This is a genomic window from Enterobacter cloacae complex sp. SHL020 (assembly GCF_049236945.1).
GTDB lineage: Bacteria > Pseudomonadota > Gammaproteobacteria > Enterobacterales > Enterobacteriaceae > Enterobacter > Enterobacter dykesii.
The window spans coordinates 65175-90481 of record NZ_JBMKJF010000005.1; the positions used below are offsets into that span (position 1 = coordinate 65175).

Below are 25307 nucleotides of genomic sequence, written 5' to 3' on the forward strand. Positions count from 1 at the left end.
TGGAGTAATGCCTAAATGAGCCAAATCTCTGTTATATCGAAACTTACTGGCGTGGAAACGACCACGGAAGGCACACAGATTACGCTGAGCCATTCCTCTATCGTTGAGCTTCATGTCGAGCGAGCGAGCGTCTCCAACTTCGCGCGAAATGGGAACGATCTGCTGGTTACGCTGCACTCCGGCGAGGTAATCACCCTTAAAAATTTCTACGTCACGGACGCGCAGGGCGTGAGCCAGCTGGTACTGCAGGACAGCAACGGCGCATTATGGTGGATTGAAGATCCGACCGGAGCCGCCACGTACGAATCCATCGCGTCCACGGACGTGCTGCTTGCGGCCTCCGGGAGCGACGCTGGTGGTGCCGCCATCTGGCCATGGGCCTTGGGCGGTATTGCCGCCGCGGGCGGCATCGCGGCGGCGGCAAGCGGTGGGGGCGGCGGCGGTGATAGTGGCAGCAGTAATAATTCGGCCGATCCGGATACGACAGCGCCGAACGCGCCTTCCGGCCTTAAGTTCTCTTCAGATGGCAAAACCGTCACCGGTACCGCGGAACCCGGCAGCACCATCACGCTGAAAGACGCGAACGGCAACGTCATTGGCACAGGAAAAACGGGCAGCGATGGCAATTTTACCGTCTCTCTCGACACACCGTTGACCAACGGCGAGCAGGTGACCGCCACCGCGACGGATAACGCCGGGAATACCAGCCCGGGCACGAATCTTACCGCCCCGGACACCACCGCGCCCGATGCGCCAGCCATCACCAGCGTAACTGACGATATTGCCCCGCAGACGGGGGCAGTCAGCAGCGGCGGCAGCACCAACGATCAGCGCCCGCAGCTTACCGGCACCGGCGAAGCGGGCTCGACCGTGACGATTTATGACGGCGGAGTCGCTATTGGTACGGCGGTCGTCGCCAGCAACGGCACCTGGACTTTTACCCCGTCAGTTGATCTGAGCGAAAGCACTCACCAGATTACCGTGCGGGCAACCGACGCCGCCGGCAACACCGGGCCAGCCTCGCCGGTGTTTACCCTGACGGTGGATCTTACTCCGCCGGACGCGCCGACCGCGATTGTGTTGACCGACGATACGGGCAATATCAGGGGAACCATCACGTCGGTCGCGCCTACCGATGCTTCACTGCCGATCCTGGCGGGAACGGGCGAGCCCGGTGGGACCATCACCATCTACGATAACGGCGTGGTTGTTGGCACAACGACGGTGCTGCCCAACGGCACCTGGAGCGTCACGCCGAACGGTCCGCTTCCGGACGGGACACACTCCATAACCGTCACTGAAACCGATGCCGCCGGCAACCTGAGCGCGACCTCAGAGCCCGTCATCTTCACCGTGGACACCACGCCGCCGTTAGCCCCTGGAAACCTTGAGGTTTCGAATGATGGCGACACCATCAGCGGCATCGCGGAAGCTGGCAGCACGGTGACCATCCGTGAAGGCGATGTCACCCTTGGCACGGTTGTTGCCGACAGCCAGGGTAACTTCAGCCTGACGCTGACCCCGCCAAAAGTTAACGGCGAAATCCTGACCGCTGACGCCACCGACACGGCAGGCAACACGGGGCCCGCAACCTCCGCGGCGTCACCGGATATTACCCCACCGCAGACGCCAGTTATCGTGTCGGTGATAGATGACGTGCAGGCCACCACCGGCCCCGTGGGCCAGAACGGCCTCACCAACGACCGGGCCCCTACCGTGAACGGAACGGGCGAAGCGGGCTCGACCATCACGATTTATAACGGCAGCGATGTCCTCGGTACGGTGGTTGTTCCCTCCTCCGGCCTGTGGAGCTTTACGCCGCCCGCACCGCTGACCGATGGCACGTACGAACTGACGGCGAAGGCGACGGATCCCGCCGGTAACCCGAGCGGGTTATCAGCCCCGTGGACAATTAACGTCGACGGCACGGCACCTGGCACCCCGGTGATTTCACAAGTCGTGGACAATGTTCCCGGTCGCACCGGCTCGCTCGACATTAATGAGACCACTAACGACGCCACCCCGACGCTCAGCGGTACCGCCGAAGCAAACGCGACGGTCACCGTGCGCGTGGACGGTGTTGCTATTGGTACAACCGTCGCCAATGGTCTTGGCGTATGGATCTTTACCCCTTCCACCCCGATCGGTGCAGGCCCCCACGCCCTGACCGCCGTCGCGACCGACGCGGCAGGTAACACCAGCGGTATCTCCAACATCTGGACTCTGACGATTGACAGCGTCGCGCCTGCCGCCCCGGTCATTACCCAGGTGCTGGATGATGTGCCGGAACGCCTCGGCGCGCTCACCCCTAACGACAGCACCAACGACACCACGCCGACGCTCAACGGCACGGCTGAACCCGGCTCAACCGTCACCATCCGCCTCGATGGCACCGATCTTGTCACGATTCCGGTCGACAACAATGGCGCGTGGACCTATACCCTCACGACGCCTCTTGTCAGCGGGCCTCATACCTTTACCGTTGTCGCCACCGATACCGCGGGTAACACCAGCCAGCCGTCAGGCGGCTTCACCCTGACCGTCGATACCACGCCGCCAGCGGCGGCAACCATCGCCACCGTGACCGATGACGTCGGTGGCGTTCAGGGCACGCTCAGCAGCGGCGATACCACGGATGACACCCAACCCCTGCTGCAGGGCACCGCCCCGGCTGATGCGACGATCACCGTCTATGACGGTGCTACCCTGCTCGGTACCGCCACCCTCGACGGCAGCGGAGGCTGGAGCTTTACGCCCGTTACCCCGCTCACCGACGGCCCGCATTCCCTGACGGTTCACGCCACGGATGCCGCCGGCAATACCACTATCTCCAGCCCGTTTGTGTTGACGGTAGATACCGTCGCACCTGCAACGCCGGATATCCCGGTCATCACCGTCAATCCTGACGGAGCAGACACAACGCTGAACCCGGGCGAAACCACCCGCGACACCACGCCAACCCTGAGCGGTACCGGCACGGCGGGTGATACCGTGACGATCTATAACAACGGCACCAAACTTGATGATGTCATCGTGGACGGTACCGGCAACTGGTCCTGGACGCCATCACCCCCACTGTCCGGCGGTACCTATGACATCACCCTGACCGTCACCAACGTGGACGGCACGGGCAACGAAAGCGCCCCGTCGCAGCCGATAACTTTCACCATTGATACCGAGGCGCCGGCTACGCCTGCGGCACCGATCGTCACCGACAGCGTCACCCAGATCACCGGCCCCGTTCTTGATGGCGGAACCACCAACGATCCGCGCCCGGTCCTGAGCGGCACCGGTACGCCAAACGACGTCATCAACATTACTGACACCGTCAACGGCATATCGACCGTCGTGGGCACCGTCACGGTAGACAGCAGCGGTAACTGGAGCTGGCGCCCTGGCAGCGACATTGCTGAGGGCAGCCACGCCTGGACCGCCACCGCCACCGATGAAGCGGGCAACGTCTCTGACCCGTCGCTAGCGATTACGATCGTCGTGGATACCGTGGCGCCGGATACGCCGGCGATCAGTGCAGTGGGCGGTGAGCCGAACGGTGGCTACATCACGGATACCACACCGACAGTGGGTGGAACCGGGGTTAACGGTGAGACGGTGATCGTCTACAACAACGGCGTCGAAGTGAGCCGTGTTGTGGTGGCTAATGGAGAATGGAGTCTGACGCTTCCCACGCAAACGGACGGTCCGCTCAACATTACCGTGGCGGGCGTGGACGCAGCGGGCAACGTCAGCGCGCCGAGTTCGGTCTTTACCGTCACGCTGGATACCGTTGCGCCTGAGATCCCCGTCATTGGCGCCGTAGCTGACAGCCAGCTGTCAAATAACGTGCTCTATACCCGCGACGGCACGCCGACCCTTACCGGGACCAGCGAACCCGGCACCACCGTTATCGTCTCCATCGACGGTACCCCGTCGGGCGTGCCGGTCACGATACAGCCGGACGGCAGCTGGAGCTGGACCGCAGGCACAACGCTCTCAGACGGCCCGCATACCTTCACTGTCTCCGCTACCGATGCGGCGGGTAACGCTTCAGGAACTTCAGCCCCGCTGAGCGTGACGGTAGATACCGCCGCGCCTGCAGACCCGATCAACATGGTCCTGGCTCAGGAGGGAACACCGCTGACCGGTAACGCCGAGGCAGGAAGTACCGTTACCGTGAAAGACAGCGGTGGTACCGTCATTGGTAGCGGCGTTGCCGCCAGCAACGGCAGCTTCTCCATTGCGCTGAGCCCGGCGCAGCTGGATCCGACCACGCTGACCGTGAACGCTACGGACGCCGCAGGGAATGCCAGCGCGGGCGTGCCTTTTGTCGTCACCGACTCGTCGCTTGAGCTGCCGCAGGTGCCCGTCATCACGGCAATCGTCGATGACGTGGCCCCGGTTACTGGCGATGTGAAAGGCAAAACCACTAACGACACCACGCCAACGCTTACCGGTACGGCCGAAGCGGGCAGCCTGATAACCATCTATCAGGACGGTAGCGCGACGCCATTGACGACGGTGACCGCCGACGGCAGCGGCAACTGGAGCTATACGCCAGCCGCGCTTGGCGAGGGGCTGCACACCTTTGAGGTGACGGCGACCCTCAACGGCCAGACCAGCGGCCGCTCTCCGGCGGCCAGCGTCACCGTCGACCTCACCGCACCGGGCACGCCAGCTATCGGCGCGGTGATTGACGACGTCGGCCCGGGAACCGGTCCGCTGACCAGCGGCCAGACCACCAACGACAACCAGCCGACCCTCACCGGCACCGGCGCGGTCGGCGATACCATCTCCATCTACAACAACGGCGTGCTGCTGGGGACCGCGGAGGTCGGCAATACCGGCACCTGGAGCTACACCACGCCCGTTCTGGCTGAAGGCAATAACGTCCTGACCATCCGCGAGACCGATCCGGCGGGTAATCAGAGCGGTCCTTCGGCGGGCTTCACCGTCGTGGTGGACTCCGTTTCCGCCACGCCGGTCATCACCAACGTCACGGATAACGTCGGTAACGCGGCCACCACGGTGGTTAGCGGCAGCGAAACGAACGACGCCACGCCAACCCTTTCGGGGACAGCGGACGCAAACAGCGTGGTGACCATTTTCGACGGCGGCACCCAGATTGCCGTGGTAACGGCTGACGGCACCGGCGCGTGGACGTTTACTCCTGACACCGCGCTCGGCGAAGGCTCACACAGCTTCACCGTTCGGGCAACCGATCCGCTGGGCAACGTCAGCGCGGTCTCAGCCCCCTGGAGCATAGAGGTTGACCTGACGGCACCGACGGTTCCGACGCTGGATAATGTGAACGACAACGCCCCTGGCGGCGCCCAGGGTAACCTCACCAGCGGCCAGGTGACCAACGATAGCACCCCAACCATCAGCGGTACCGGCCAGGCGGGCAGCACGATTCACATCATGAACAACGGCACGCAGATTGGTACGGCGCTCGTTGACGGCAGCGGGAACTGGTCCTTTACGCCGACCGCGCCGCTGGGCGACGGCAGCTACTCCCTGCGCGCGTATGCAACGGATGCGGCAGGCAACGCCTCGTCGAACTCATCGGTCTTCGCCTTCACCATCGATACCGCAGCCCCCGGCGTACCGGTGGTGACCAGCGTGATTGACGACGTCGGTCCGGTCACCGGGACGCTAACGTCGGGTAACAGCACCAACGACGCGCGTCCAACCTTCAGCGGCACGGGTGACGTGGGTTCTACCGTGCACGTGATCGTTGATGGCAGCGAAATTGGCACTGCGGTGGTGAATGCCCAGGGCAGCTGGACCTTCACTCCGGGTACCGATCTGCCCGATGGGCCGCACGCCATCACCTTCAACGCCACCGACGTGGCTGGCAATACCGGCAGCACGACGACACCGTTTAACCTGACGGTGGATACGGGCGTGCCGTCGGCGCCGGTCATTTCGACCGCGGGTGACAACGCGGGCAGCATTCAAACTCCGCTCTCTTCCGGGCAGAGCACGGACGACACCACGCCGACGCTGAACGGCACCGCGACCGCCAACGCCACGGTCACCGTGTACGAGAATGGCCAGCCGGTCGGCACCGTTCAGGCGGACGGTACCGGCGCATGGAGCTTTACGCCGTCAACGCCGCTTACCAGCGGCAGCCATACCTGGACCGCCACGGTCACCGATGCAGCGGGCAACGTCAGCCTGAACTCGCCGGACTTTACCCTGATCGTGGATACCACCGCACCGAACGCCCCGGTTATCAGCCAGGCGATAGACGACGTGGGCAGCATTACCGGCCCGCTCACCTCCGGGCAGACAACCGACGATACCGTTCCGCGCCTTGTTGGGACCAGCGAACCGTTTGCCACCGTGAAGATCTATGAGGGAACTACGCTGGTTGGTACGGGCACCGCGGATGGCAACGGGAGCTGGAGTATCTTGCTCAACACCACGCTGACGGCGGGCGCGCACAGCTTCACCGCGCAGGCGACGGATGCGGCAGGCAACACCAGCGTGTCGTCCACCAGCTTCAGCCTCACCGTCGACACCACGCCGCCTGCGCTGCCGGTGCTGACCAGCATTCTGGATGACGTGGGCAATGCAGCAACGCCGGTGGCGAACGGCGGGTTCACCAACGACGCGCAGCCAACCCTCAGCGGTACGGCGGAAGCCGGGTCGACGGTGAAAATCTTTGATAACGGCGTACAAATCGGCAGCGTGACGGCGACCGGCGGGGCGTGGAGCTTTACGCCATCCCCGGCGCTGGGCAACGGTTCGCACAATTTGACCTTTACCGCCACCGATGCGGTGGGCAACGCGAGCGCGCCGACCGCCGGGTATGTGATTAACGTCGATACCCTCGCGCCGGGCGCGCCGGTTATCAGTTCGGTGATTGATGATGTCGGCAGCGTCACCGGGCCGGTGACCGGTACAAATCCGACCAACGACACGCGCCCAACGCTGAGCGGGACGGCCGAAGCGAATGCCACGGTGCGGATCTACGACGGCATTACGCTGGTGGGCACGGTGACCGCAGACGGCAACGGCAACTGGACCCTGCCGCAAACCACCACGCTGACGCAGGGCACGCATAACTTCACCGCCACGGCCACCGATGCGGCGGGCAACATCAGCGCGGCGTCAGGCGTGACGACGATTATCGTCGATACGACCGCCCCAACGGCGCCAACCGGGACCCTCAACGCCGACGGTAGCGTCCTGACCGGGACTGCGGAAGCAGGCAGCACCGTCGCTATCCGCCTTGCGGACGGCTCAACGGTGACCGCCATTGCGGGCAGCAACGGCACCTACAGCTACACCTTCATTAACAAACAGATCGAAGGCCAGACGCTGCAGATCACCGCTACCGACGCCGCGGGCAACACCTCCCTGCCGGGCTCCGCCCTTGCGCCGGTGGTGCCGCTCTCAGCCAGCAATAACGTCGAAGAGCTGGACCTCAGCACCACGGCAACCGTGACCAACAGCCAGTACAGCGATTACGGCTTCCTGCTGGTCGGCGCCGTCGGCAACGTCCTGACGCTGCTGGGCAATGATACGGCCCAGGTCAACTTCACGGTGGGCAACGGCGGCAGCGCGGATATCGTGGTGAACGCCAACGCCACGGGAGCGGTGCTCTCTCTGCTCAACACCCTTGAGCTGGTGGTTCAGCATTACGTCAACGGCGCCTGGACCACCGTGGTGGATACCGGTCAACCGCAGTTTGCCGATCTCCTGACCCTCGGCGCAACCGGCGTTTCGCTGAACCTGACCGGGCTGGCCGACGGCAACTATCGCGTGCTCAGCTACAACACCAACCTGCTGGCGACCGGCTCCTACACCAGCCTCGACGTGGCAGTGAAAGAGACCGGTCCGGGTACGGTCACGGGCGATACCAGCCTCAACGGCAACGTGATCCTCGATACGGACCCGACAGCCGGCAGCGACAACGCGCCGGCCGGAACCACTATCTCCACGGTTACTAACGCGCAGGGCGTCACCACTAGCGTGAACGCCGACGGCACGGTGATCCAGGGCCAGTACGGTACGCTGACCATCAACCGCGACGGCAGCTACACCTACAACCTGACCGACACCAGCGCCGCGGTGATTGGCCGCACAGAGAGCTTCAGCTACACCATTACCCACAACGGCGTCAGCGCCTCGGCGAACCTGGTTCTCTCTCTGGGTGCCGGTACGGTGAACGGCATTGTGGCGGTGGACGACACGGCCTCGCTGACCTTTGACACTACCGTGAGCGAGATTAACAACGGCACATCGTCTCAGGGCGGCGTTACTCTGGTAGGCATTAATCTCGGCAGCACGCTGGGGCTTAACCTGCTGGACGACATGACCAACCCAATCATCTACAACGTGGAGGAAGGGACGACCCGCACCATGACCATCCAGGCCTCCGTGGGCGGCGTGGCGCTGGCGTCGGTGTTCGACCTGTACGTCTATAAGTTCAACAATGCGACCCAGACCTTCGAGCAGGTTCGCGTTGAGTCGGGCTGGCTGCGCGCCCCGGTGCTGGGGGGAACGTCACCTCAGCTGACGCTGAACCTGCCTGCCGGGGAGTACCTGTTCCTGCTGAATACCGCGTCCGGGATCGCTGTACTGACGGCCTACACGCTGAGCGTCCTGCAGGATCATGTCTACAGCGTGGCGAGTATCAGCGAAACCACCACGGGCGACGTGCTGGCGAATGACCCGGTTCCAGCGGGCACGCTGGTTACCGAAGTGAACGGCGTGGCGGTCAACAGCAGTGGAACCACCACCATTCAGGGAGAATACGGCACGCTGACCATTAATTCGTCCGGACAGTACACCTATACCCTGAGAAGCGGCGTGGGGGCGGATCATATCAGCACGCCGGACACCTTCGTCTACACCGTTACCGCGCCTGACGGCTCGAAGGATACGGCATCGCTCAACATCACCCCAACCGCCCAGGCGATGAATGCGGTCAACGACGTCAGCACCGCAATGGACCTCACCTCGGTGCACCACACGTCGGCATACTCGGATACGACCGTGGGCACCGCCAGCTGGACGACGGCGCTGCTCTCGTCAACCCAGGGCAGCGGCAGCGGAACCTTCGTGGTCGACGCGAACACCGCGCTGCACAACGCGTCGCTGCACTTTAGCGTGGTCTCGCTGCTGGCGCTGGGCGGGCTGACGGTGAACTGGTCTATTAGCGACGGTTCGGGAGTTATCCGCAGCGGCTCCTTCAGCGGCGCCTCGCTGCTGGGCGGCAGTATCGACGTTCCGCTCACCGGGCTGGATCTGAACGCCGGGACCTATACGCTGAGCTTTACAGGTAGCGTACCGGGGCTGAGCGTGGGGAACATCACCATCACGCCAAGCGTGAACGGCACCACCTACTCGCTGAGTGATTTCGACGTCACCGGCAGCCACACCGTCAACGGCAATATCTTTGACGGCACCGATTCCGGCGGCGTCCTGGATCAGCTCCACTCGGTGGATACCCGTCTGAGCGTGACCGGTTACAACGGCGTGACCACCACGCTGGATCCGTATACCGGCAGCGCAACGGTGAACATTGTCGGTCATTACGGCACGCTGGCGATCGGCGCGGACGGTCACTACACCTATACCCTTAACAGCGGGGTATCGCTCTCAACCATGACCTCGAAGGAGACCTTCAACTACACCCTGACCGACTCCACAGGGAGAACGGACAGCGCCACGCTGACTATCAATATGGCGCCACAGTTCATCAGCTCTGAGCATAACGACGCCATCACCGGTACGGCCTACGGCGATACGCTGATTTACCAGGTGCTGAACAGTACGGTGGGGAATGGCACGGCGGGTAACGTCAGCAGCACCGCGGGCGATCACTGGACCGGCTTCTCGCTGGCGCAGGGGGACAAAATCGACATCGGCGATCTGCTGGTCGGCTGGAACGGTAGCGCCGCGACGCTGGGGAATTATCTCCATGTCACTAATAGTAATGGCAATACCGTGATCTCCATCGACCGTGACGGTGCGGGAGGCACCTACACTAATACCACGCTCGTTACGCTTGATGGCGTTCAGACCACCTACGACGAGCTTGTTAACCAGCAGCACATCATTACCTGATAGCACCTGCAGGAGATGACCCGGGCGCACAGCGCCCGGGCATAAATAATAAAGCCGTACTCTTTTTATTAGGGACATGACATGGGAATGAAGATGCCTCACTGGTGGCTCTCGTGCTGCCTGATATCTGTGCCCGCTCTCTGCGCGAACCCGGCGGCAATCATCAATACCGGCCAGCTTCGCGAAACGCAGGAACTCCCCTCGCTCAATGGCCGCGTCGCACCTGCGGCGGGCAAAGCCGCACCCGGTTCATTGCAGCTTGGCGATGCCGTCAACCGCGCCGTCACCTGGCACCCGGCCATCAGCGAAGCCGTGGGGAAACTCTACCAGCAGAGCGAAGAGGTGGACGTCGCTAAATCAAAATACTATCCGCAGATTAATGCCGGCGTGGACAACGGTTATTCCCATGACGGCGACCAGAACGGCTTTACCCCGTCGCTGGTGCTCTCTCTTTCACAAATGCTCTACGACTTTGGCAAAGTGGACAGCCAGGTGCGAGCCGAGAGCGCGGGCGTTGCCCAGCAGCAGGCCAACGTGCTGGTAAGTATCGACACTATCGCCCACGATACCGCTATCGCCATGGTGCAGGTGCAAACCTGGCAGCAGATGGTCGAGACCGCTAAAGAGCAGCTCGACGCCCTCTCCTCCATTGGCAAACTGACCCGTCTGCGTAATGACGAAGGAGCCACGTCGCTCTCTGACGTGGTGCAGACCGATGCCCGTATCGAAGGCGCGCGCGCCCAGCTGATGCAGTACCAGGCAAGCCTGGACAGCGCCCGCGCCACGCTGATGAGCTTTCTCGGCTGGAACAGCCTGAACGCCATCGGCAATGACTTTCCGCAAAAGCTGGGCCGGAGCTGCGACATTGCCGAGCCGGATGACCGTCTGGTGCCCGCGGTACTTGCCGCCTGGGCGCAGGCTAACGTCGCCCAGGCGAACCTCGACTACGCCGACGCGCAGATGACGCCCACCGTCTCGCTGGAGCCGGAGGTGCGTCACTACATGAACGATCGCTACGCGGGGAGCGAAACCCGGGATCGCACCCAGTATTCTGCATGGGTGAAAGTGCAGATGCCGCTCTATCAGGGCGGCGGCCTCACCGCCCGGCGTAACGCTGCCGGACACGCGGTGGAGGCGGCGCAGTCCACCGTTCAGCGTACGCGTCTGGACGTCCGCCAGAAACTGCTGGAAGCCCGCAGCCAGGTGATGAGCCTGCAAAGCACGCTGCAAATCCAGGGCCGCCAGGAAGCCCTCAGCGCCCGCACCCGTGAACTGTACCAGCAGCAGTATCTCGATCTCGGCTCGCGCCCGCTGCTCGACGTGCTCAACGCCGAGCAGGAGGTCTATCAGGCGCGCTTCACCCAGCAGCAGACCCTCGGTCAACTGCACCAGCTGCAGCTCAACTGCCTGTATAACACCGGGCAGCTGCGTCATGCGTTCGATCTTGATAACCGCACCATCCAGACCGTGGAGATCCAGCCATGAAGCAACGCGAAATCCCGCAGGGTGAAATGATGACGGATGAGGCGCTGGCGCAGTGGGCGCAGGCCTTTGGTTTTGTCGCCACGCGCTACCGCGTCGCCTGCTCTCCCGGCGCGCTTATCGCAGGCGCACCGTGGCTGAAAGGCAAACCGATGGTACCCGCCCTCACCCAGCTGGCCCGCGAAGCGGGGCTGTCGTTTCAGCTCCTTACCGACGATCGGCAGGCGATCAACAGCTGGCGTCTGCCGGTGGTGGTGGCGATGAATGACGGCAGGATCGGCGTGATCGAGCATTTCGACGGGGACGATACGCTGGAGGTCAGCTTTTTCGACGATGAGACCTATACCAACCGGCTGTCGATGACGGCGATGCTGCCCGCTATCCGCCACGTCATTGCCCTGCGTCCACTCGCCGCGCTGAAGGACAGCCGCGTGGACGCCTATATCTCAAAATACCGCCCGGACTGGCTCTACCGGCTGGTGATGCGCGACCTGCGCCCCTACAGCTGGGTCATGCTGGCCGCCCTCTTTATCAACGTGCTGTCGCTCTCCGGGATCGTCTTTTCCATGCAGGTGTACGACCGGGTGATCCCCGCCCAGTCCTACCCGACGCTTTACGTCCTGACTATCGGGGTGCTGATCGCCACGCTGTTTGGCTTTGTGCTTCGCGTGGCGCGCGGGCACATCATGGATCTGCTCGGCAAGCGCTCGGACATGCGCGTTTCGGATCGCGTCTTCGGCCACGCGCTGCGGCTGCGCAACAGCGCGATCCCCCGCTCCACCGGCAGCTTTATCTCTCAGCTGCGCGAGCTGGAGCAGATCCGCGAGATGGTGACCTCGTCCACCATCTCGACGATTGTCGATCTCCCCTTCTTTCTCCTGTTCGTGGTGGTGCTGGCGATCATCGCCCCGCAGCTGGCGTGGATCGCCCCGGTCGCGGCGGTGATCATGGTCCTGCCCGGCCTGCTGCTGCAGAAGAAGCTGGCGGAGCTGGCAAAGCAGTCGGCCCATGAATCGACCCTGCGTAACGCTGTGCTGGTGGAGAGCGTGCAGGGACTGGAGGACATCAAGCTGATGCAGGCGGAAAACCGCTTTTTGCAGCAGTGGAACAGCTATATCCAGATCACCGCCGAATCCGGCCTGCGCACCCGCGAGCTGACGCAGAACCTGATCAGCTGGGGGATGACCATTCAGAGCCTGGTCTACGCCGGAGTGATTGTTGTCGGCGCCCCGATGGTGATCGACGGCACCCTGACCACCGGCTCGGTGGTCGCCGCGTCGATGCTGGCCTCCCGCATGATCGCCCCGATGGCGACGCTGTGCGGCGTGCTGGCGCGCTGGCAGCAGGTCAAAGCGGCAAAAGAGGGGCTGGACAGCATCATGCAGCTTCCCACCGAAAATCAGCGCGAGGAGACGCCGATCCGCCAGGACGTGCTGCGCGGTCATTACCTCTTCGAGCAGGCGCAGTTCCGCTATCAGCCGGACGATCCGCGCATGGCGCTGCGCATTAACCGGCTGGAGATCCGGCCGGGAGAAAAAGTGGCGATCCTCGGGCGCAACGGCGCGGGCAAATCGACCCTGCTGCAGGCCATGGCGGGCGGGATGGATCTGGCGGCCGGCGAGCTGCGGCTTGATAACTTCAGCCTGCCGCATCTCGACGTCGCCGACGTCCGGCGCAACGTCGGCTTTATGACCCAGAACGCCCGGCTGTTTTACGGCACCCTGCGCGAAAACATCACCCTCGGCATGCCGCGCGCCACCGATGAAGAGATTTTCGAGGCGCTGGAGCTGACCGGCGCGACAGGCTTCGTGCAGAAGCTGCCCAAGGGGCTGGACTACCCGATCATGGAAAACGGCGTGGGATTATCCGGCGGGCAACGCCAGTCTATTCTGCTGGCGCGGATGCTCCTGCGCGATCCGAATATTGTGCTGATGGATGAACCCACCGCGTCGCTGGACGAGCACACCGAGCGGGAATTCATCCAGCGTCTGGGCGACTGGCTCGGGCATCGCACCCTGATTGTCGCCACGCATCGCGTACCGGTGCTGGAACTGGTGGAGCGCGTCGTGGTGTTGAAAGAGGGAATGCTGGTGATGGACGCGCCAAAGGCCCAGGCGCTGAACAACAGCCGTATGCAGCAGCAACAGCAACAGGCAGCAACCGGACGGGAGTGGAAAAATGAAAATCAGTCAGCGTGACGTGGCGGCAATAGACGATCTGGATAACGCCCTCGACTCTGAAAGCGGCTACACCGGCGCGCGTCGGATCGTGATCTTCTCGCTGCTGATGTTTGTGGTGCTGGGCGTCTGGGCATGGTTTGGCGTGCTGGATGAGGTATCAACCGGCTCGGGTAAAGTGATCCCCAGCTCGCGCGAGCAGGTCTTACAGTCTCTCGACGGCGGGATCCTCACCGAACTGAACGTCCACGAGGGCGATCAGGTGCAGGCCGGACAGGTGCTGGCTCGGCTTGATCCGACGCGTTCCGAATCGAACGTTGGCGAAAGCGCGGCGCGCTATCGGGCCTCACTGGCCTCCAGCGCCCGCCTGTACGCCGAAGTGAACGATCTCCCGCTGAAGTTCCCCCCTTCGCTGGCGAAATGGCCGGATCTGATTGCTGACGAAACGCGCCTCTACAACTCCCGCCGCGCGCAGCTGGAGGATACCCAGCGGGAGCTGCGCGCCGCGTTAGATCTCGCCAACAAGGAGCTGGCCATCACCCAGCGGCTGGTCAAAACCGGCGCCGCCAGCCACGTGGAGGTGCTGCGCCTGCAGCGGCAGAAAAGCGATCTGGAGCTGAAGCTCACCGACGTACGCTCGCAGTATTACGTTCAGGCCCGGGAGGCGTTATCCAAGGCCAACGCGGAGGTGGATATGGTTTCAGCGATCCTCAAGGGCCGCCAGGATTCCGTCACCCGTCTGACGGTAAAATCCCCGGTACGCGGGATCGTGAAAAACATCAAGGTGACCACCATCGGCGGCGTGATCCCGCCCAACGGCGAGCTGATGGAGATTGTACCGGTGGACGATCACCTGCTGATTGAAACCCGCCTGTCGCCGCGCGATATCGCCTTTATCCACCCGAACCAGGAGGCGCTGGTCAAAATCACCGCCTACGACTACGCCATTTACGGCGGGCTGCACGGCGTGGTGGAGACGATATCCCCGGATACCATCCAGGACGAAGCCAAGCCGGAGGTGTTCTATTACCGAGTATTCATCCGCACCAGCCAGGATTACCTGGTCAATAAGGCGGGCAGGCACTTCTCGATTGTGCCGGGGATGATTGCGACGGTGGACATTAAGACCGGCGAGAAAACGGTGCTGGATTATCTGATCAAGCCGTTTAACCGCGCGAAAGAGGCGCTGCGGGAGCGGTAGTCAATCGCCGGGTGGCGGCTCCGCCTTACCCGGCCTACATACCCGGAGGCCCTTGCAAGCGCAGCGCCGCAGGGTATTAAACCGTACGCCAGAACTGGAACCTACCTCGGAGTATTAATCTTTAGCCATGCATCCCACTTCCCTTCAGCCATCGCCCTGGTAATATTAACCGCAGACAAAAACGCACTTGCGCACAGTGCAGGAGTGCGTTACTATTCAATCAGCTTCAAGGACTGGAGCTCAGCACCATTATGATTAGTTATTTTCGGGATCAATGGCTTGAGGATTTTTTTCTTTACGGCAGATCGAGCAATGTTATTCCTGCAAATCTGGAAACAGCGCTTGCGAGAAAGCTCGATATCATCAGGGCAGCAACATCGCACAGAGATTTGCGATCGCCACCGGGCAATATGTATGAAGCATTGAATCCTCCGCTGAAGGGATATTCCTCAATCCGGGTAAACAGGCAATACAGGCTCGTATTTCGCTGGACAGAGGGTAAAGCAGAAGATCTCTACCTCTCTCCACACAAGTACACGCATCACAAGTGAGGCATCACCTATGACACTTCAACAGGCACTCCGCAAACCCACTACGCCGGGCGACGTGTTGCAGTATGAGTATCTTGAACCGCTCAATCTGAAAATCAGCGATCTGGCGGAGATGCTCAATGTTCACCGCAACACCATCAGCGCGCTGGTCAATAATAATCGCAAGCTTACTGCCGATATGGCGATCAAACTGGCAAAAGCCTTTGATACCACGATTGAATTTTGGCTGAACTTACAGCTGAACGTCGATATCTGGGAAGCGCAATCAAACTCCAGGACGCAGGAGGAGCTAAGCCGTATAAAGACCGTTGCGGACGTCATGGCTAAGCGAAAATCTGGCCAGCCGGATGTAGCCTGATTCGGTAAACACTTCATCTATCAATACTTTTAATCGTTAAAAGAGCTGGATCTCAACGATGCCACGCGCATTACCTTCGCCCAAAAGGGCCTTCTTTAATCACCCATTGCCCCGGCGTTTTACCGGTCCATGCTCTGAATACCTCAATAAATGCGCTGACGCTGCTGTAGCCGCAGGACAGCGCAATCCACCCTACCGGCTTCCCCGCCGCCAGCCACTCCATTGCCCGCATGACGCGTGCCAGCTGCCGCCAGTTAACAAAGTTCATTCCGGTCTGGGCGCTAAACCGACGGTTGAACGTACGCACGCTCATCCCAGCATGAATAGCATGGCTCTCAACCGTCTGGTTATCATCGACAAACTGCAGCAAATGGCTGACCACGTTCTTCAGACGCGGATCCGTCGGCACGGGCAGAGAAAAGCGAGCCTGAGGCGTCAGGGCAAGCTCATCCAGCAGCAAAGTAAGCTTTCGCGGATCGTACTCGCTCTCTGCATCGCATAAACGGGAAAACAGTGCATGGGTGAGATCGTCGGGCTCGAACAGAGCGGGCGCATCGGGAAGCATTGCGCACCCGGCCGGGTCAAGATAGATAGCGCAGCCTTCTATCGCACTTTCGGAAAAAGCGGCGTGCTGCCGATCCGGAGGGATCCAGCCAATGTGTTTAGCCGGTACGACCGAACGCGCCTGCTGCGTCTCAATGACCAGCAGCCCCGTTGCAATGCGCCACAGCTGGCCGGTGCGATGGCTGTGCCAGGGCGTTCGATACCCGCCGGGATGAAGGAGCGCTTCAATACTGACCATATCATTTTGACCTAAAATCGTTATTCTTCGGCGTATTACAGAAACTGCGACTTCGGCTGTCAAGGATAATGGTGATTCAACCACATAAGGAGCCCGCATGAGCATTATCACGTCCCTGATAGCCCACACCGACAACGCCGCGCAGCGCGAAAAGATGGCCTGCCTGTTAACCCGCTTATTCAACGGCGATATCGATCCGGCAGAAGTATTTACGCCCGATTACCAGCAGTTTACGGACGGTCACGCGCTTGACTACCGGGGTTTTATCCAGCATCTGAGCCACGTCAGCTCGCAGATCCGCGCGATCGCCTTTACCGTGGTGGAGATAGCCTGTCATGACGAACTTCTGGCTGATCGGCATATCGTGACGGTCACGTATCCCGATGGTCGTCAGGCAGAGATCGAGGTTTACCTGTTTGCCGCGCTGCGTGAAGGGAAAATCTGGCGGATCCATGAAGTCACGCGAGCACTCAGCGGCGATGCTGCAGATCGCACGCTGGCACACGCGACAGAATAACCTTACTCCGCCGGGCGCGGTGCGGCGCTGTTATACACGCCAATATAACGCGCAAATTTCCCGATAAACACACCGGCAAACACGCCGCCGGAGACGATCGCCAGCGCGCTCATGGCGGGCTGCTGCATCGTCTGGGGAGAGACAGCGCTCATCACGCCCAGGACGTACTTCACGCCGAACGCCAGCATCATAAACGGCAGCGCGGTGTAGTCTGCCTGACGGTAAAGGCTGCGCGGCGCCTCTGCGCGGGTGATAACCGCCTGCTTAATCAGGAAATACCCCAGCGCGGCACCGGCGAGGATCCCCGCCGTCCACAATGCCACAGTCTCGGGCGTCAGCGTGCGGTACACCACCAGATCGTAGATATCCCAGATTAGAAATATTGCCGGAATGATGGCAAGCCTCTCCAGCGTAACGGTGGCAGGCCTGCGGGCTTTAATGCCGCGAGAGATAAGGAAGATAAAAAGCACCCACACCCAGGCGGGCGTGTGCGTAACGACACCGAACAAAAATTCAAACATGGAGATCTCCATGGACGATCGCGGCCCGTGCCGCCCTGAACGCGTATTGCGCATAACGGCAGGAAAGCCATTATGCGCAGGTCTTTTACAGCGATTTTTTCAGGCGTTGAACCGCTTCCTTCAGCTCTTCATCCGTTGGCGTGACAAACGACATACGCAGCGTCGAATGGTCTGGCTCATTGCAGTAGAAAAATTCGCCCGGCACAAATACTACGCCGTTACTTAACGTTTTTTCCAGCCAGCGAGTGGTATTACTCCTATTTTTCATAGTCGCCCACAGGAACATGCCGCCCTTCGGCTTGTGGAACGACATCACATCACCCAGCTCGGCCTCCAGCTCGGTTGCGAAGGTCTGGTATTTCTGGCGATAGGCTTCGCGGATCGTTTTAATCTGATCGGGCAGGCGACCGGTTTTCAGATATTCATACGTCATCAGCTGCGACAGCGTGCTGGTGTGCAGATCGGTGGTTTGCTTAAGGTTTACTACTGCGCGCTTCAGCCATTCCGGCACCAGCACCCAGCCCACGCGGGTTCCTGGAGCAAGAATTTTGGAGAAGGTCGAGGTATACACCACGTTCTCTTCGTTGCCGATATCTTTGGCATGGGCAATTAACGGGCGGAAAACTTCATCGGTATAATTAATTTCGCTGTACGGATCGTCTTCAATAATGACGAAATCATAGCGCTTCGATAATTCCACCAGCTGTTTGCGACGCGCCTCGGAAAGGGTTACCCCGCCAGGGTTGCCAAACGTCGGAACAATATAGACCGCTTTGATGGTTTGTTTTGCCGCCAGCGCTTCAAGCTCGTCGACCTTCATGCCGTCGCCATCGGTGCCAACGGATTCAAAATTCGCCTGCGCCAGGCCAAATACCTGCAGCGCAGCAAGATAGGTTGGACGCTCAACCACAACGGTATCGCCCGGGTTAATTAATGCACGCGCCAGCACGTCGAGGGACTGCTGCGAACCGGAGGTCACGACCACATCATCCGCCTTGCAGCTGATCCCACGCCCTTCACAGATGCGCTGAATTTCTTCACGCAGCCCCGGTACACCTTCGGTCAGACCGTACTGAAAGGCCTCACCAAAATGCTGTGATAATACGGCATCAGCGGCAATTTTCAGCCCTTCGTGATCGAACAGGGCCGGATTAGGAATCCCCCCACCCAGCGAAATGACGCCGGCCATTTTGCTATGTTTTAATAATTCACGGATGGCAGATGATTGCAGGCCCTGCGCGCTGCTGGCGAGTTTATTCACAGACATTCTTTGCATACCTTCTTTTTTTATAGTGTGCCCAATCTTAGCAGAATATGGGCGATAAATTCCGTTAGCTTAGGGAGAGGTCGTAAATCCTGACGCCACAGCAAATGCACGGGTCTCGGCGCCGGAATGTACTTCTCCAGCACCCGCACCAGCCTGCCGCTTTCCAGATCTTCCGCCACCAGCACTTCCGGCTGCAGCAGCAGTCCCGCGCCGGCACTCGCGGCCATCCGCAGCCCGTAGCCGTCATTACATCTTAAGACCGCATCCCGCTTCCAGCGCACCTCGCCCTCAACGCCCGGCAGCCGCCACTCGTTGCGCGCGGTCCACACGCTGTGGGATAAGCAGAGATGATCCACCAGATCGGCAGGGGTTTGCGGCGTACCGTAGCGCGCCAGATAGTCCGGCGCGGCGCAGATCACCATCCGGTAAGGGCAGAGGTATTTCGCCACCAGATCGTCGTTGTGAATGTCGCCAATGCGAATGGCCAGATCGATACCTTCCTCCACCAGATCCACCATCCGATTGGTGAGATCCAGCTCGATGCGCACCTCCGGGTAGCGTTGTAAAAAAGAGGCCGTAAGCGGCGCGATCGCGCTGCCGCCAAACGAGGTGGGCGCCGTCACGCGCAGGGTGCCGGACGGCGCGGCGCGCAGGCGTTCCACCGCGCTTTCGGCAATCGCCACCTGCTCCAGCACCCGCTTCGCCTCGTCGTAATAGACCCGTCCGGCGTCGGTCAGGCTCTGGCGCCGCGTGTTACGCTCCAGCAGGCGGGTGCCGAGCTGTGATTCCAGCAGCGCAACGTATTTCCCCACCATTACCGCCGACATCTCCAGCCGTGCCGCCGCGCCGGTAAAGCTGCCGCTTTCCACCACCGCAATAAAGGTCTCCATGCTGCGAAGCTTATCCATATTCCAAACCCCTGGTTAGCAATCTTCTAACTTTAGCCCAGTTTATCTGCATTTTTATTTATTAAAGAATGGAGGCTCACAACATAAGGAGTCGGCTATGAAAATCGTCATTATTGGTGCCAGCGGTACGGTCGGTCGTGCGGTAACGGAAGAGCTGAGTCGTCGCCACGAGGTCATCCGCGTCGGCCGCACGCAGGGCGACGAGCAGGTGGATATCACCTCGCAGGCAAGCGTCCAGGCGCTGTTTGAGAAAATCGGCCCGGTGGATGCGATTGTCTCCGCCAGCGGCGGCCTTTACTTTGGCCCACTCGCGACCATGAAGGACAGCGACTTCAACCAGGGCCTGCAGGACAAGCTGCTCGGGCAGGTGCGCCTGGCGCTGACCGGCCAGCATTATTTGAACGAAGGCGGCTCGATTACGCTGATAAGCGGCATCGTGGCGCACGAGCCAATTGCCCAGGGCGTGAATGCCACCACGGTGAACGCGGCGCTGGAAGGGTTTGTCCGCGCCGCAGCCTGCGAACTGCCGCGCGGGATCCGCATCAACCTGATTAGCCCGACGGTCCTCACCGAATCCGTCGAAACGTACGATGGCTTTTTCCCGGGCTTTGAGAGCGTTCCCGCCGCGACCGTGGCGCAGGCCTATCGCCGCAGCGTGGAGGGCGTACAGAGCGGGCGCGTGTATAAGGTGGGTTACTGAGCCTTAAGGGCGGCGATCAGCACCAGCATCGGGCGCTCTGCCTCTTCGGCCAATGCAGGCCAGGCGTCAATCTGCGCCTGCGCTGGCCCCCACTCGTTGACGTCGCTTATCGTTAATCCTGCCCCGATCAGCGCGTTAAGCGTTGTGCCGAGCGTGCGGTGATATTTCACCACTCCGTCCGCCAGCCAGTTGCTGACGCGTTTGCCTTCGTCCTGATAATGGTTTACGCCCCAGAACCGCTCGCCGCTATCGTCGGTCAGCCAGCCCTGACGGGTGGCGCAGGTGTATATCGGGTGCTCCATCGAAAAGACCAGGCTGCCGCCGGGCCTGAGCGCGCGCTGAACCCTGGCGAATAGCGTGTCCAGTTCCGGCAGGTAGTGCAGCGCCAGCGAGCTATAGACCAGATCTAGGCTGTTCTCGTTGAGCCTGAGAGATTCCAGATCGCTACGCTGATAGTGAATCTGTGGGTCAGCGGTAAGCTCCGCTGCGCGGGCGAGCATCTTTTCTGAGATATCGACCCCCGTGACGTCAGCAGCGCCCAGCTCGCGGGCTGCGCGGCAGAACCAGCCGTAGCCGCAGCCGAGATCGACAACCGCTTTGCCGGTTAAATCCGGCAGCATGGCCTTAAGCGCGGGCCACTCCGGCGCGCCGTCCAGCCCCTGAACCGAGCGCGGAAGCTGGGCATAGCCTTCGAAAAACGCAGGGTTGTCGTAGATGTTTTGTGCCATGGCAGATCCCTCTTTAAGAATGTGACTCCCAGTATAAAGCATTGTCTGCGGCCTGATGCCCTCCCTACTCCCACAGGGAGAGGGAGAAATTCACGTCAACCCACCGAGCCCCAGACAAGGTTGCCCTTATGGAACGTCGCGGTGCGCGGAGAAATGCGCGCCACGGCTTCGGCGGAGCAGGAGGCGTCCACCAGCACAAAGCTGGCATCATCCTGCGCTTTCGGCCACACGCGCTCGCCCTTGTCGTTCAGCGGCAGCACGTCGCCGGTCGCAATCCCCAGCGCGCGGGAGAGCGTCTGCTCGTTCGGACGGATGTAGAGCTGGGCATAGAGATTCGCTTTTTCCAGCATGTCCCCCAGACCGTACGGCGACCAGTGATCGATGACGCTGTCGGTTCCCGTCACCACGAACACGCCCTTCTCGCGCAGCTGCTTTAGCGGCATATGCAGGGTGCCAATCGGCACGGTGGAGGCGATGGTCACCTGCTGCGCCGCCATGCGGGTGGCGATCTCATCCACCTGCTGTTCGTTGAGCGTCGCCAGCGCGAAGGCGTGGCTGATGGTCAGCTTCCCCTTCAGCTCCGGCGTTTTCTCCACGGTCTCGACCATGTAATTCACCGCCGCCACGCCCGCCGGGCTGGTTTCGTGCAGGTGGATGTCCACACCTTTGTCGTAGTCCAGCGCAATCTGGAACATGGTGTCGAGGGATTTCTCCATCGCGCCGTCGACGTTGGTTGGGTCCAGCCCGCCCACGTAGTGCGCTCCGGCCTGCATCGCCTCGCGCATCAGCTTTTCGGAGTTCGACAGCAGCAGCCCGTGCTGCGGAAAAGCGACAATTTCGCAGTCAAAGCCGGGCTTACGGCGCGATAAAACCGCCTGCAGGTTTTCCAGATTCTTCAGACCGGAAACCGGCTCGATATTGCAGTGGCTGCGGGCGATGGTGGAGCCTTTCGACTGGATCAGGTCGATCAGCTTTTCCGCGCGCTCCTGGGTGTAGGGCTGCAGCTCCGGCAGCAGCTTCTGCTCGAGGCGGATCATATCCTGAATCGTCGTGCCCGCCGGGCGGTTCAGGGAGCGCCACGGACCGCCATAAAAGGTTTTATCCAGATGAATGTGCATGTCGCGCATCGCCGGGAGCATCAGCTTGCCGCCCGCATCGTAGTGCGGCAGCGTGGCGTCGGCGTGGCGCTTGTTGTCGCGCAGGGCGACGATCTTCCCGTCGTTAATCTCCAGCGTTTTCAGTTCGGTGCGGGTGCTCGTCGCCACGCCGCCGTCGACGTTAAACCCGGCTTCGAGCAGCACGTTGTCCAGATAGTAATGTTTCGCGGTGATGCTCATCGGTTTGCCCTTCTCGCAGGTTGGCTTCGCGGAGTCAGCAGCATACGCGACGGATCCGGTGGCGCCAAACAGCGCGCAGGCGGTGAACATTTTGCCGCTCTGGCTAATAAACTCGCGGCGGCTTTTGTTTTCACTCATCTTATCTTCCTTCATTAACAATATGGGTGCCGGTTTCCCCACGCAGCGCCGCGGGCAGGCAGTCCGGCGAGGTGATGATCACGCGCCTGCCGCCGTGGTGTAAAAATTCCAGCGAGGCGACGATTTTGGGCAGCATGCTGCCCGCCGGGAAGTGGCCCTCTTCCCTGTAGCGCGTCATCTGCGCCACGCTGACGGTGTCCAGCGCCTGCTGGTTCGGCTTGCCGAAGTTGATGCACACCTTCTCCACGCCGGTGGTGATCACCAGCACGTCGGCGCCGATCTCGCGCGCCAGCAGCGCGGTGGAGAGATCTTTATCAATCACCGCATCGACGCTCTGGTAGTCGCCCTGCTCGCTGCGAATCACGGGTATTCCGCCGCCGCCCGCGCCGATCACCACAAAGCCTTTTTGCGTCAGAGCCTTGATGGCATCCGCCTCGACGATCCGCAGCGGCTGGGGTGAAGCCACCACGCGACGGTAGCCACGGCCTGAATCCTCGACAAAATGCCAGTCCGGGTGCGTGCGCTGCAGCTCGTCGCGCTGCGCCTCGGTGAAGAACGCACCGATAGGTTTGGTAGGGTGAGTAAAGCCCGGATCGTTTTTATCCACCTCCACCTGCGTGACGACCGTGACCGCTTTTTGCTCCCCACGCGCGGCAAGGCGATTGTTGAGCGCCTGCTGGATCAGGTAGCCAATCCCGCCCTGGGTGTCCGCCACGCAGTTTGCCAGCGGCGTCAGCGGCAGCCCTTCCCGCTCGTGGGCGATTTCGGCGCGGCGCAGATCCAGCCCCACCTGGGGGCCGTTACCGTGGGTGAGCACGATGTCATAGTCGGAGGCCAGCATTTCGAGCACCGACTCTGCCACCGCTTTCACCGCCTGCGCCTGATGTTCAACCGACTGGCTGGCGTTGTCTTTGATAATGCTGTTGCCGCCGATGGCGACGACCATAAGCTCTTTCATTTTGTGTCCTTTAGAAGGTGCGTTCTGGTGCCCTCACCCCGGCCCTCTCCCACAGGGAGAGGGGGAGTAACAGAGATATCCAGTACATGCTTCACCACAAACATGCCGCCCATCATCAGATACGCGGTGACGAACATCAGCGAACTGCCCTCGGCAAATCCCACCACCGGAGCGTGGATCACGCCAAACAGCGCCAGCAGTGCACCACCCGCAGCGGCGACAGCCCCGCGCAGCGGCTTGTTGATGATGGCGAAGATGGCGATACAGCCCCACAGCATGCTGGCGAGCGGCGCGCCGCTGCCGAGATGCACCAGGCCTTCGTAGTAAATTCCTTTGCTGTGCAGCACGTCGGTGCCGATCTTCGCCGCGCTGGTGCCCGCCGCCCCCATCACGCTGTTCATCATCGTCAGCGCCCAGTTGGCGATCCACGGGAACAGGCAGATGAAGATCACCGGTACCTCCACCTTCGGCGTCTCCCTTACCACCTGGTTGGCGGTGACCACGCCGATAAACACCAGAATCGGCACGATGGCGGTCATTGGAATGATGGCGAGCATAAACGCCCCCAGTCCGAACAGCGGCACGATGAACATGGTCACGCCGGAGGCCAGCGTGTAGCCGATGCTCGCACCCATCGCTTTCCAGCCAGGGTGGCCGACGTAGACCGTCACCGGGAAGGGGTTCCCCATCAGGCAGCCGAGCATCGACGCCAGGCCGTTCGCCAGCATGACTTTACGCGTCGGGTATTCATCCCCCGCCGCGTGGGCGCTTTCGATGTTCTCCAGGTCAAAGATGTAGTTCGCCAGCCCCAGCGGCACGGCAGAGGCAAGATACGGCAGCGCGTGCGGCAGGCCCTGCATGAAGCTGTCCACGTGCACTTCCGGCGGGTTAAAGCCGAAGGATGACATAGACGCTTTAATCGCTTCCGGGCTTTGCAGACCGGAGATCCACGCCAGTGCCGTACCGGCAATCAGCAGCAGCAGACCGGTCGGGATACGGGCGAAAATCGGCTTTTTACCGAACCAGTTGATGAAGATCAGCAGCAATACGATGAAGGACACGGTCGGCGCTTCGAACGCCTGAAGCATCGGGTTCATCGCCAGCAGCAGCAGGCCCAAACCGGAGAGGCACGACAGCAGCACGGTACGCGGGATCATCTTGCGGATGGTTTCACCGAGGAACGAACCGCCCGCGAGGATCATCGCCTCCACGAAGCACCACACCAGGCCAATCTGGATCGCGAAGTCCGCATCGCCGGTCTGCTGATAAACCGGCATCAGGACCAGGAAGGTCACGGTAAAAATCGACGGCGCGCTCGGGCCGGACGGCAGCGCGGTCACGTCCGTACGCCCGGTGGCGCGCGCCATCTGCATGCCGAACCAGGCGTAGCAAATACTCGCGACCAGCACCGCCAGCCCGAAGGCCGGCGCGATGCGTCCATAAACAATCTCCTTCGGGATGCCAACGACAAAAATGAGCAGCCCCATCATGGTCAGCAAATTGGTCAGGTTGTTGGTCATCAACCCGAAATACGCCGCCCAGTCACCTCTTTTCCACTCCAGCTTCATGTTTTTCATGGATGCTT

The 25307-nt window shown here is 61.3% G+C and carries 16 protein-coding genes; 8 read left to right on the plus strand and 8 right to left on the minus strand.

Features of this window, described 5'->3' with window-relative positions; genetic code table 11:
• The first annotated feature begins 15 nt into the window (after positions 1 to 15).
• From ACOTZB_RS14135 to ACOTZB_RS14160, 6 genes are all read left to right on the plus strand, one after another.
• On the plus strand, positions 16 to 10077 hold the full coding sequence (locus ACOTZB_RS14135; RefSeq protein ID WP_421627500.1) for a BapA/Bap/LapF family large adhesin: 10062 nt from the start codon (positions 16 to 18) through the stop codon (positions 10075 to 10077).
• Positions 10078 to 10158: 81 nt separating this feature from the next.
• Entirely contained in the window at positions 10159 to 11562 is a 1404-nt protein-coding gene (locus ACOTZB_RS14140) for a TolC family outer membrane protein (protein ID WP_047650332.1), read from the plus strand.
• On the plus strand, positions 11559 to 13757 hold the full coding sequence (locus ACOTZB_RS14145) for a type I secretion system permease/ATPase (protein ID WP_421627501.1): 2199 nt from the start codon (positions 11559 to 11561) through the stop codon (positions 13755 to 13757). Before ACOTZB_RS14140 ends, ACOTZB_RS14145 begins: the two co-directional genes overlap by 4 nt.
• Positions 13738 to 14937, plus strand: coding sequence for an HlyD family efflux transporter periplasmic adaptor subunit (locus ACOTZB_RS14150; protein WP_421627502.1), 1200 nt, complete (start codon positions 13738 to 13740; stop codon positions 14935 to 14937). Before ACOTZB_RS14145 ends, ACOTZB_RS14150 begins: the two co-directional genes overlap by 20 nt.
• A 251-nt stretch (positions 14938 to 15188) precedes the next feature.
• Positions 15189 to 15488, plus strand: a complete 300-nt coding sequence (locus tag ACOTZB_RS14155; RefSeq protein WP_257833978.1) for a type II toxin-antitoxin system RelE/ParE family toxin — start codon at positions 15189 to 15191, stop codon at positions 15486 to 15488.
• A gap of 10 nt (positions 15489 to 15498) precedes the next feature.
• Entirely contained in the window at positions 15499 to 15846 is a 348-nt protein-coding gene (locus ACOTZB_RS14160) for a HigA family addiction module antitoxin (protein ID WP_214577165.1), read from the plus strand.
• Positions 15847 to 15916: 70 nt separating this feature from the next.
• Here ACOTZB_RS14160 and ACOTZB_RS14165 read toward each other — a convergent pair whose 3' ends face one another.
• Complete coding sequence (locus ACOTZB_RS14165; RefSeq protein ID WP_421627503.1) at positions 15917 to 16648, minus strand: helix-turn-helix domain-containing protein; 732 nt, start codon at positions 16646 to 16648, stop codon at positions 15917 to 15919.
• A 97-nt stretch (positions 16649 to 16745) separates the two neighbouring features.
• Between ACOTZB_RS14165 and ACOTZB_RS14170 the strand changes: the two genes are divergently transcribed.
• Positions 16746 to 17165 carry a nuclear transport factor 2 family protein gene (locus ACOTZB_RS14170; protein ID WP_421627504.1) on the plus strand — a complete coding sequence of 140 codons (420 nt, stop codon included), beginning with the start codon at positions 16746 to 16748 and terminating at the stop codon, positions 17163 to 17165.
• Between the two features lie 2 nt (positions 17166 to 17167).
• Here ACOTZB_RS14170 and ACOTZB_RS14175 read toward each other — a convergent pair whose 3' ends face one another.
• The 3 genes from ACOTZB_RS14175 to ACOTZB_RS14185 form a co-directional block, all read right to left on the minus strand.
• Positions 17168 to 17686, minus strand: coding sequence for a DUF6622 family protein (locus ACOTZB_RS14175; protein WP_126329521.1), 519 nt, complete (start codon positions 17684 to 17686; stop codon positions 17168 to 17170).
• 85 nt (positions 17687 to 17771) lie between these two features.
• Positions 17772 to 18953, minus strand: coding sequence for a PLP-dependent aminotransferase family protein (locus ACOTZB_RS14180; protein WP_193805778.1), 1182 nt, complete (start codon positions 18951 to 18953; stop codon positions 17772 to 17774).
• 20 nt (positions 18954 to 18973) lie between these two features.
• Positions 18974 to 19861, minus strand: a complete 888-nt coding sequence (locus ACOTZB_RS14185; RefSeq protein ID WP_421627507.1) for a LysR family transcriptional regulator — start codon at positions 19859 to 19861, stop codon at positions 18974 to 18976.
• 97 nt (positions 19862 to 19958) lie between these two features.
• Here ACOTZB_RS14185 and ACOTZB_RS14190 point away from each other — a divergent pair, with 97 nt between their 5' ends.
• A complete protein-coding gene (locus ACOTZB_RS14190; protein WP_023308908.1) occupies positions 19959 to 20561 on the plus strand; it encodes a short chain dehydrogenase in 603 nt (200 codons plus the stop codon).
• Here the strand turns inward: ACOTZB_RS14190 and ACOTZB_RS14195 are convergent.
• The 4 genes from ACOTZB_RS14195 to ACOTZB_RS14210 form a co-directional block, all read right to left on the minus strand.
• Positions 20555 to 21289 (minus strand): class I SAM-dependent methyltransferase, encoded by a 735-nt coding sequence (locus tag ACOTZB_RS14195; RefSeq protein ID WP_193805775.1) that lies wholly within the window; start codon positions 21287 to 21289, stop codon positions 20555 to 20557. The two genes, ACOTZB_RS14190 and ACOTZB_RS14195, sit on opposite strands and share 7 nt — an antisense overlap.
• Positions 21290 to 21384: 95 nt before the next feature.
• On the minus strand, positions 21385 to 22764 hold the full coding sequence (locus tag ACOTZB_RS14200) for an amidohydrolase family protein (protein WP_421627509.1): 1380 nt from the start codon (positions 22762 to 22764) through the stop codon (positions 21385 to 21387).
• Between the two features lies 1 nt (position 22765).
• Entirely contained in the window at positions 22766 to 23722 is a 957-nt protein-coding gene (locus tag ACOTZB_RS14205; RefSeq protein ID WP_257833822.1) for a carbamate kinase family protein, read from the minus strand.
• Positions 23719 to 25299 (minus strand): xanthine permease, encoded by a 1581-nt coding sequence (locus ACOTZB_RS14210; protein ID WP_421627511.1) that lies wholly within the window; start codon positions 25297 to 25299, stop codon positions 23719 to 23721. The genes ACOTZB_RS14205 and ACOTZB_RS14210 overlap by 4 nt, the downstream gene beginning before the upstream one ends.
• Positions 25300 to 25307: the final 8 nt, after the last annotated feature.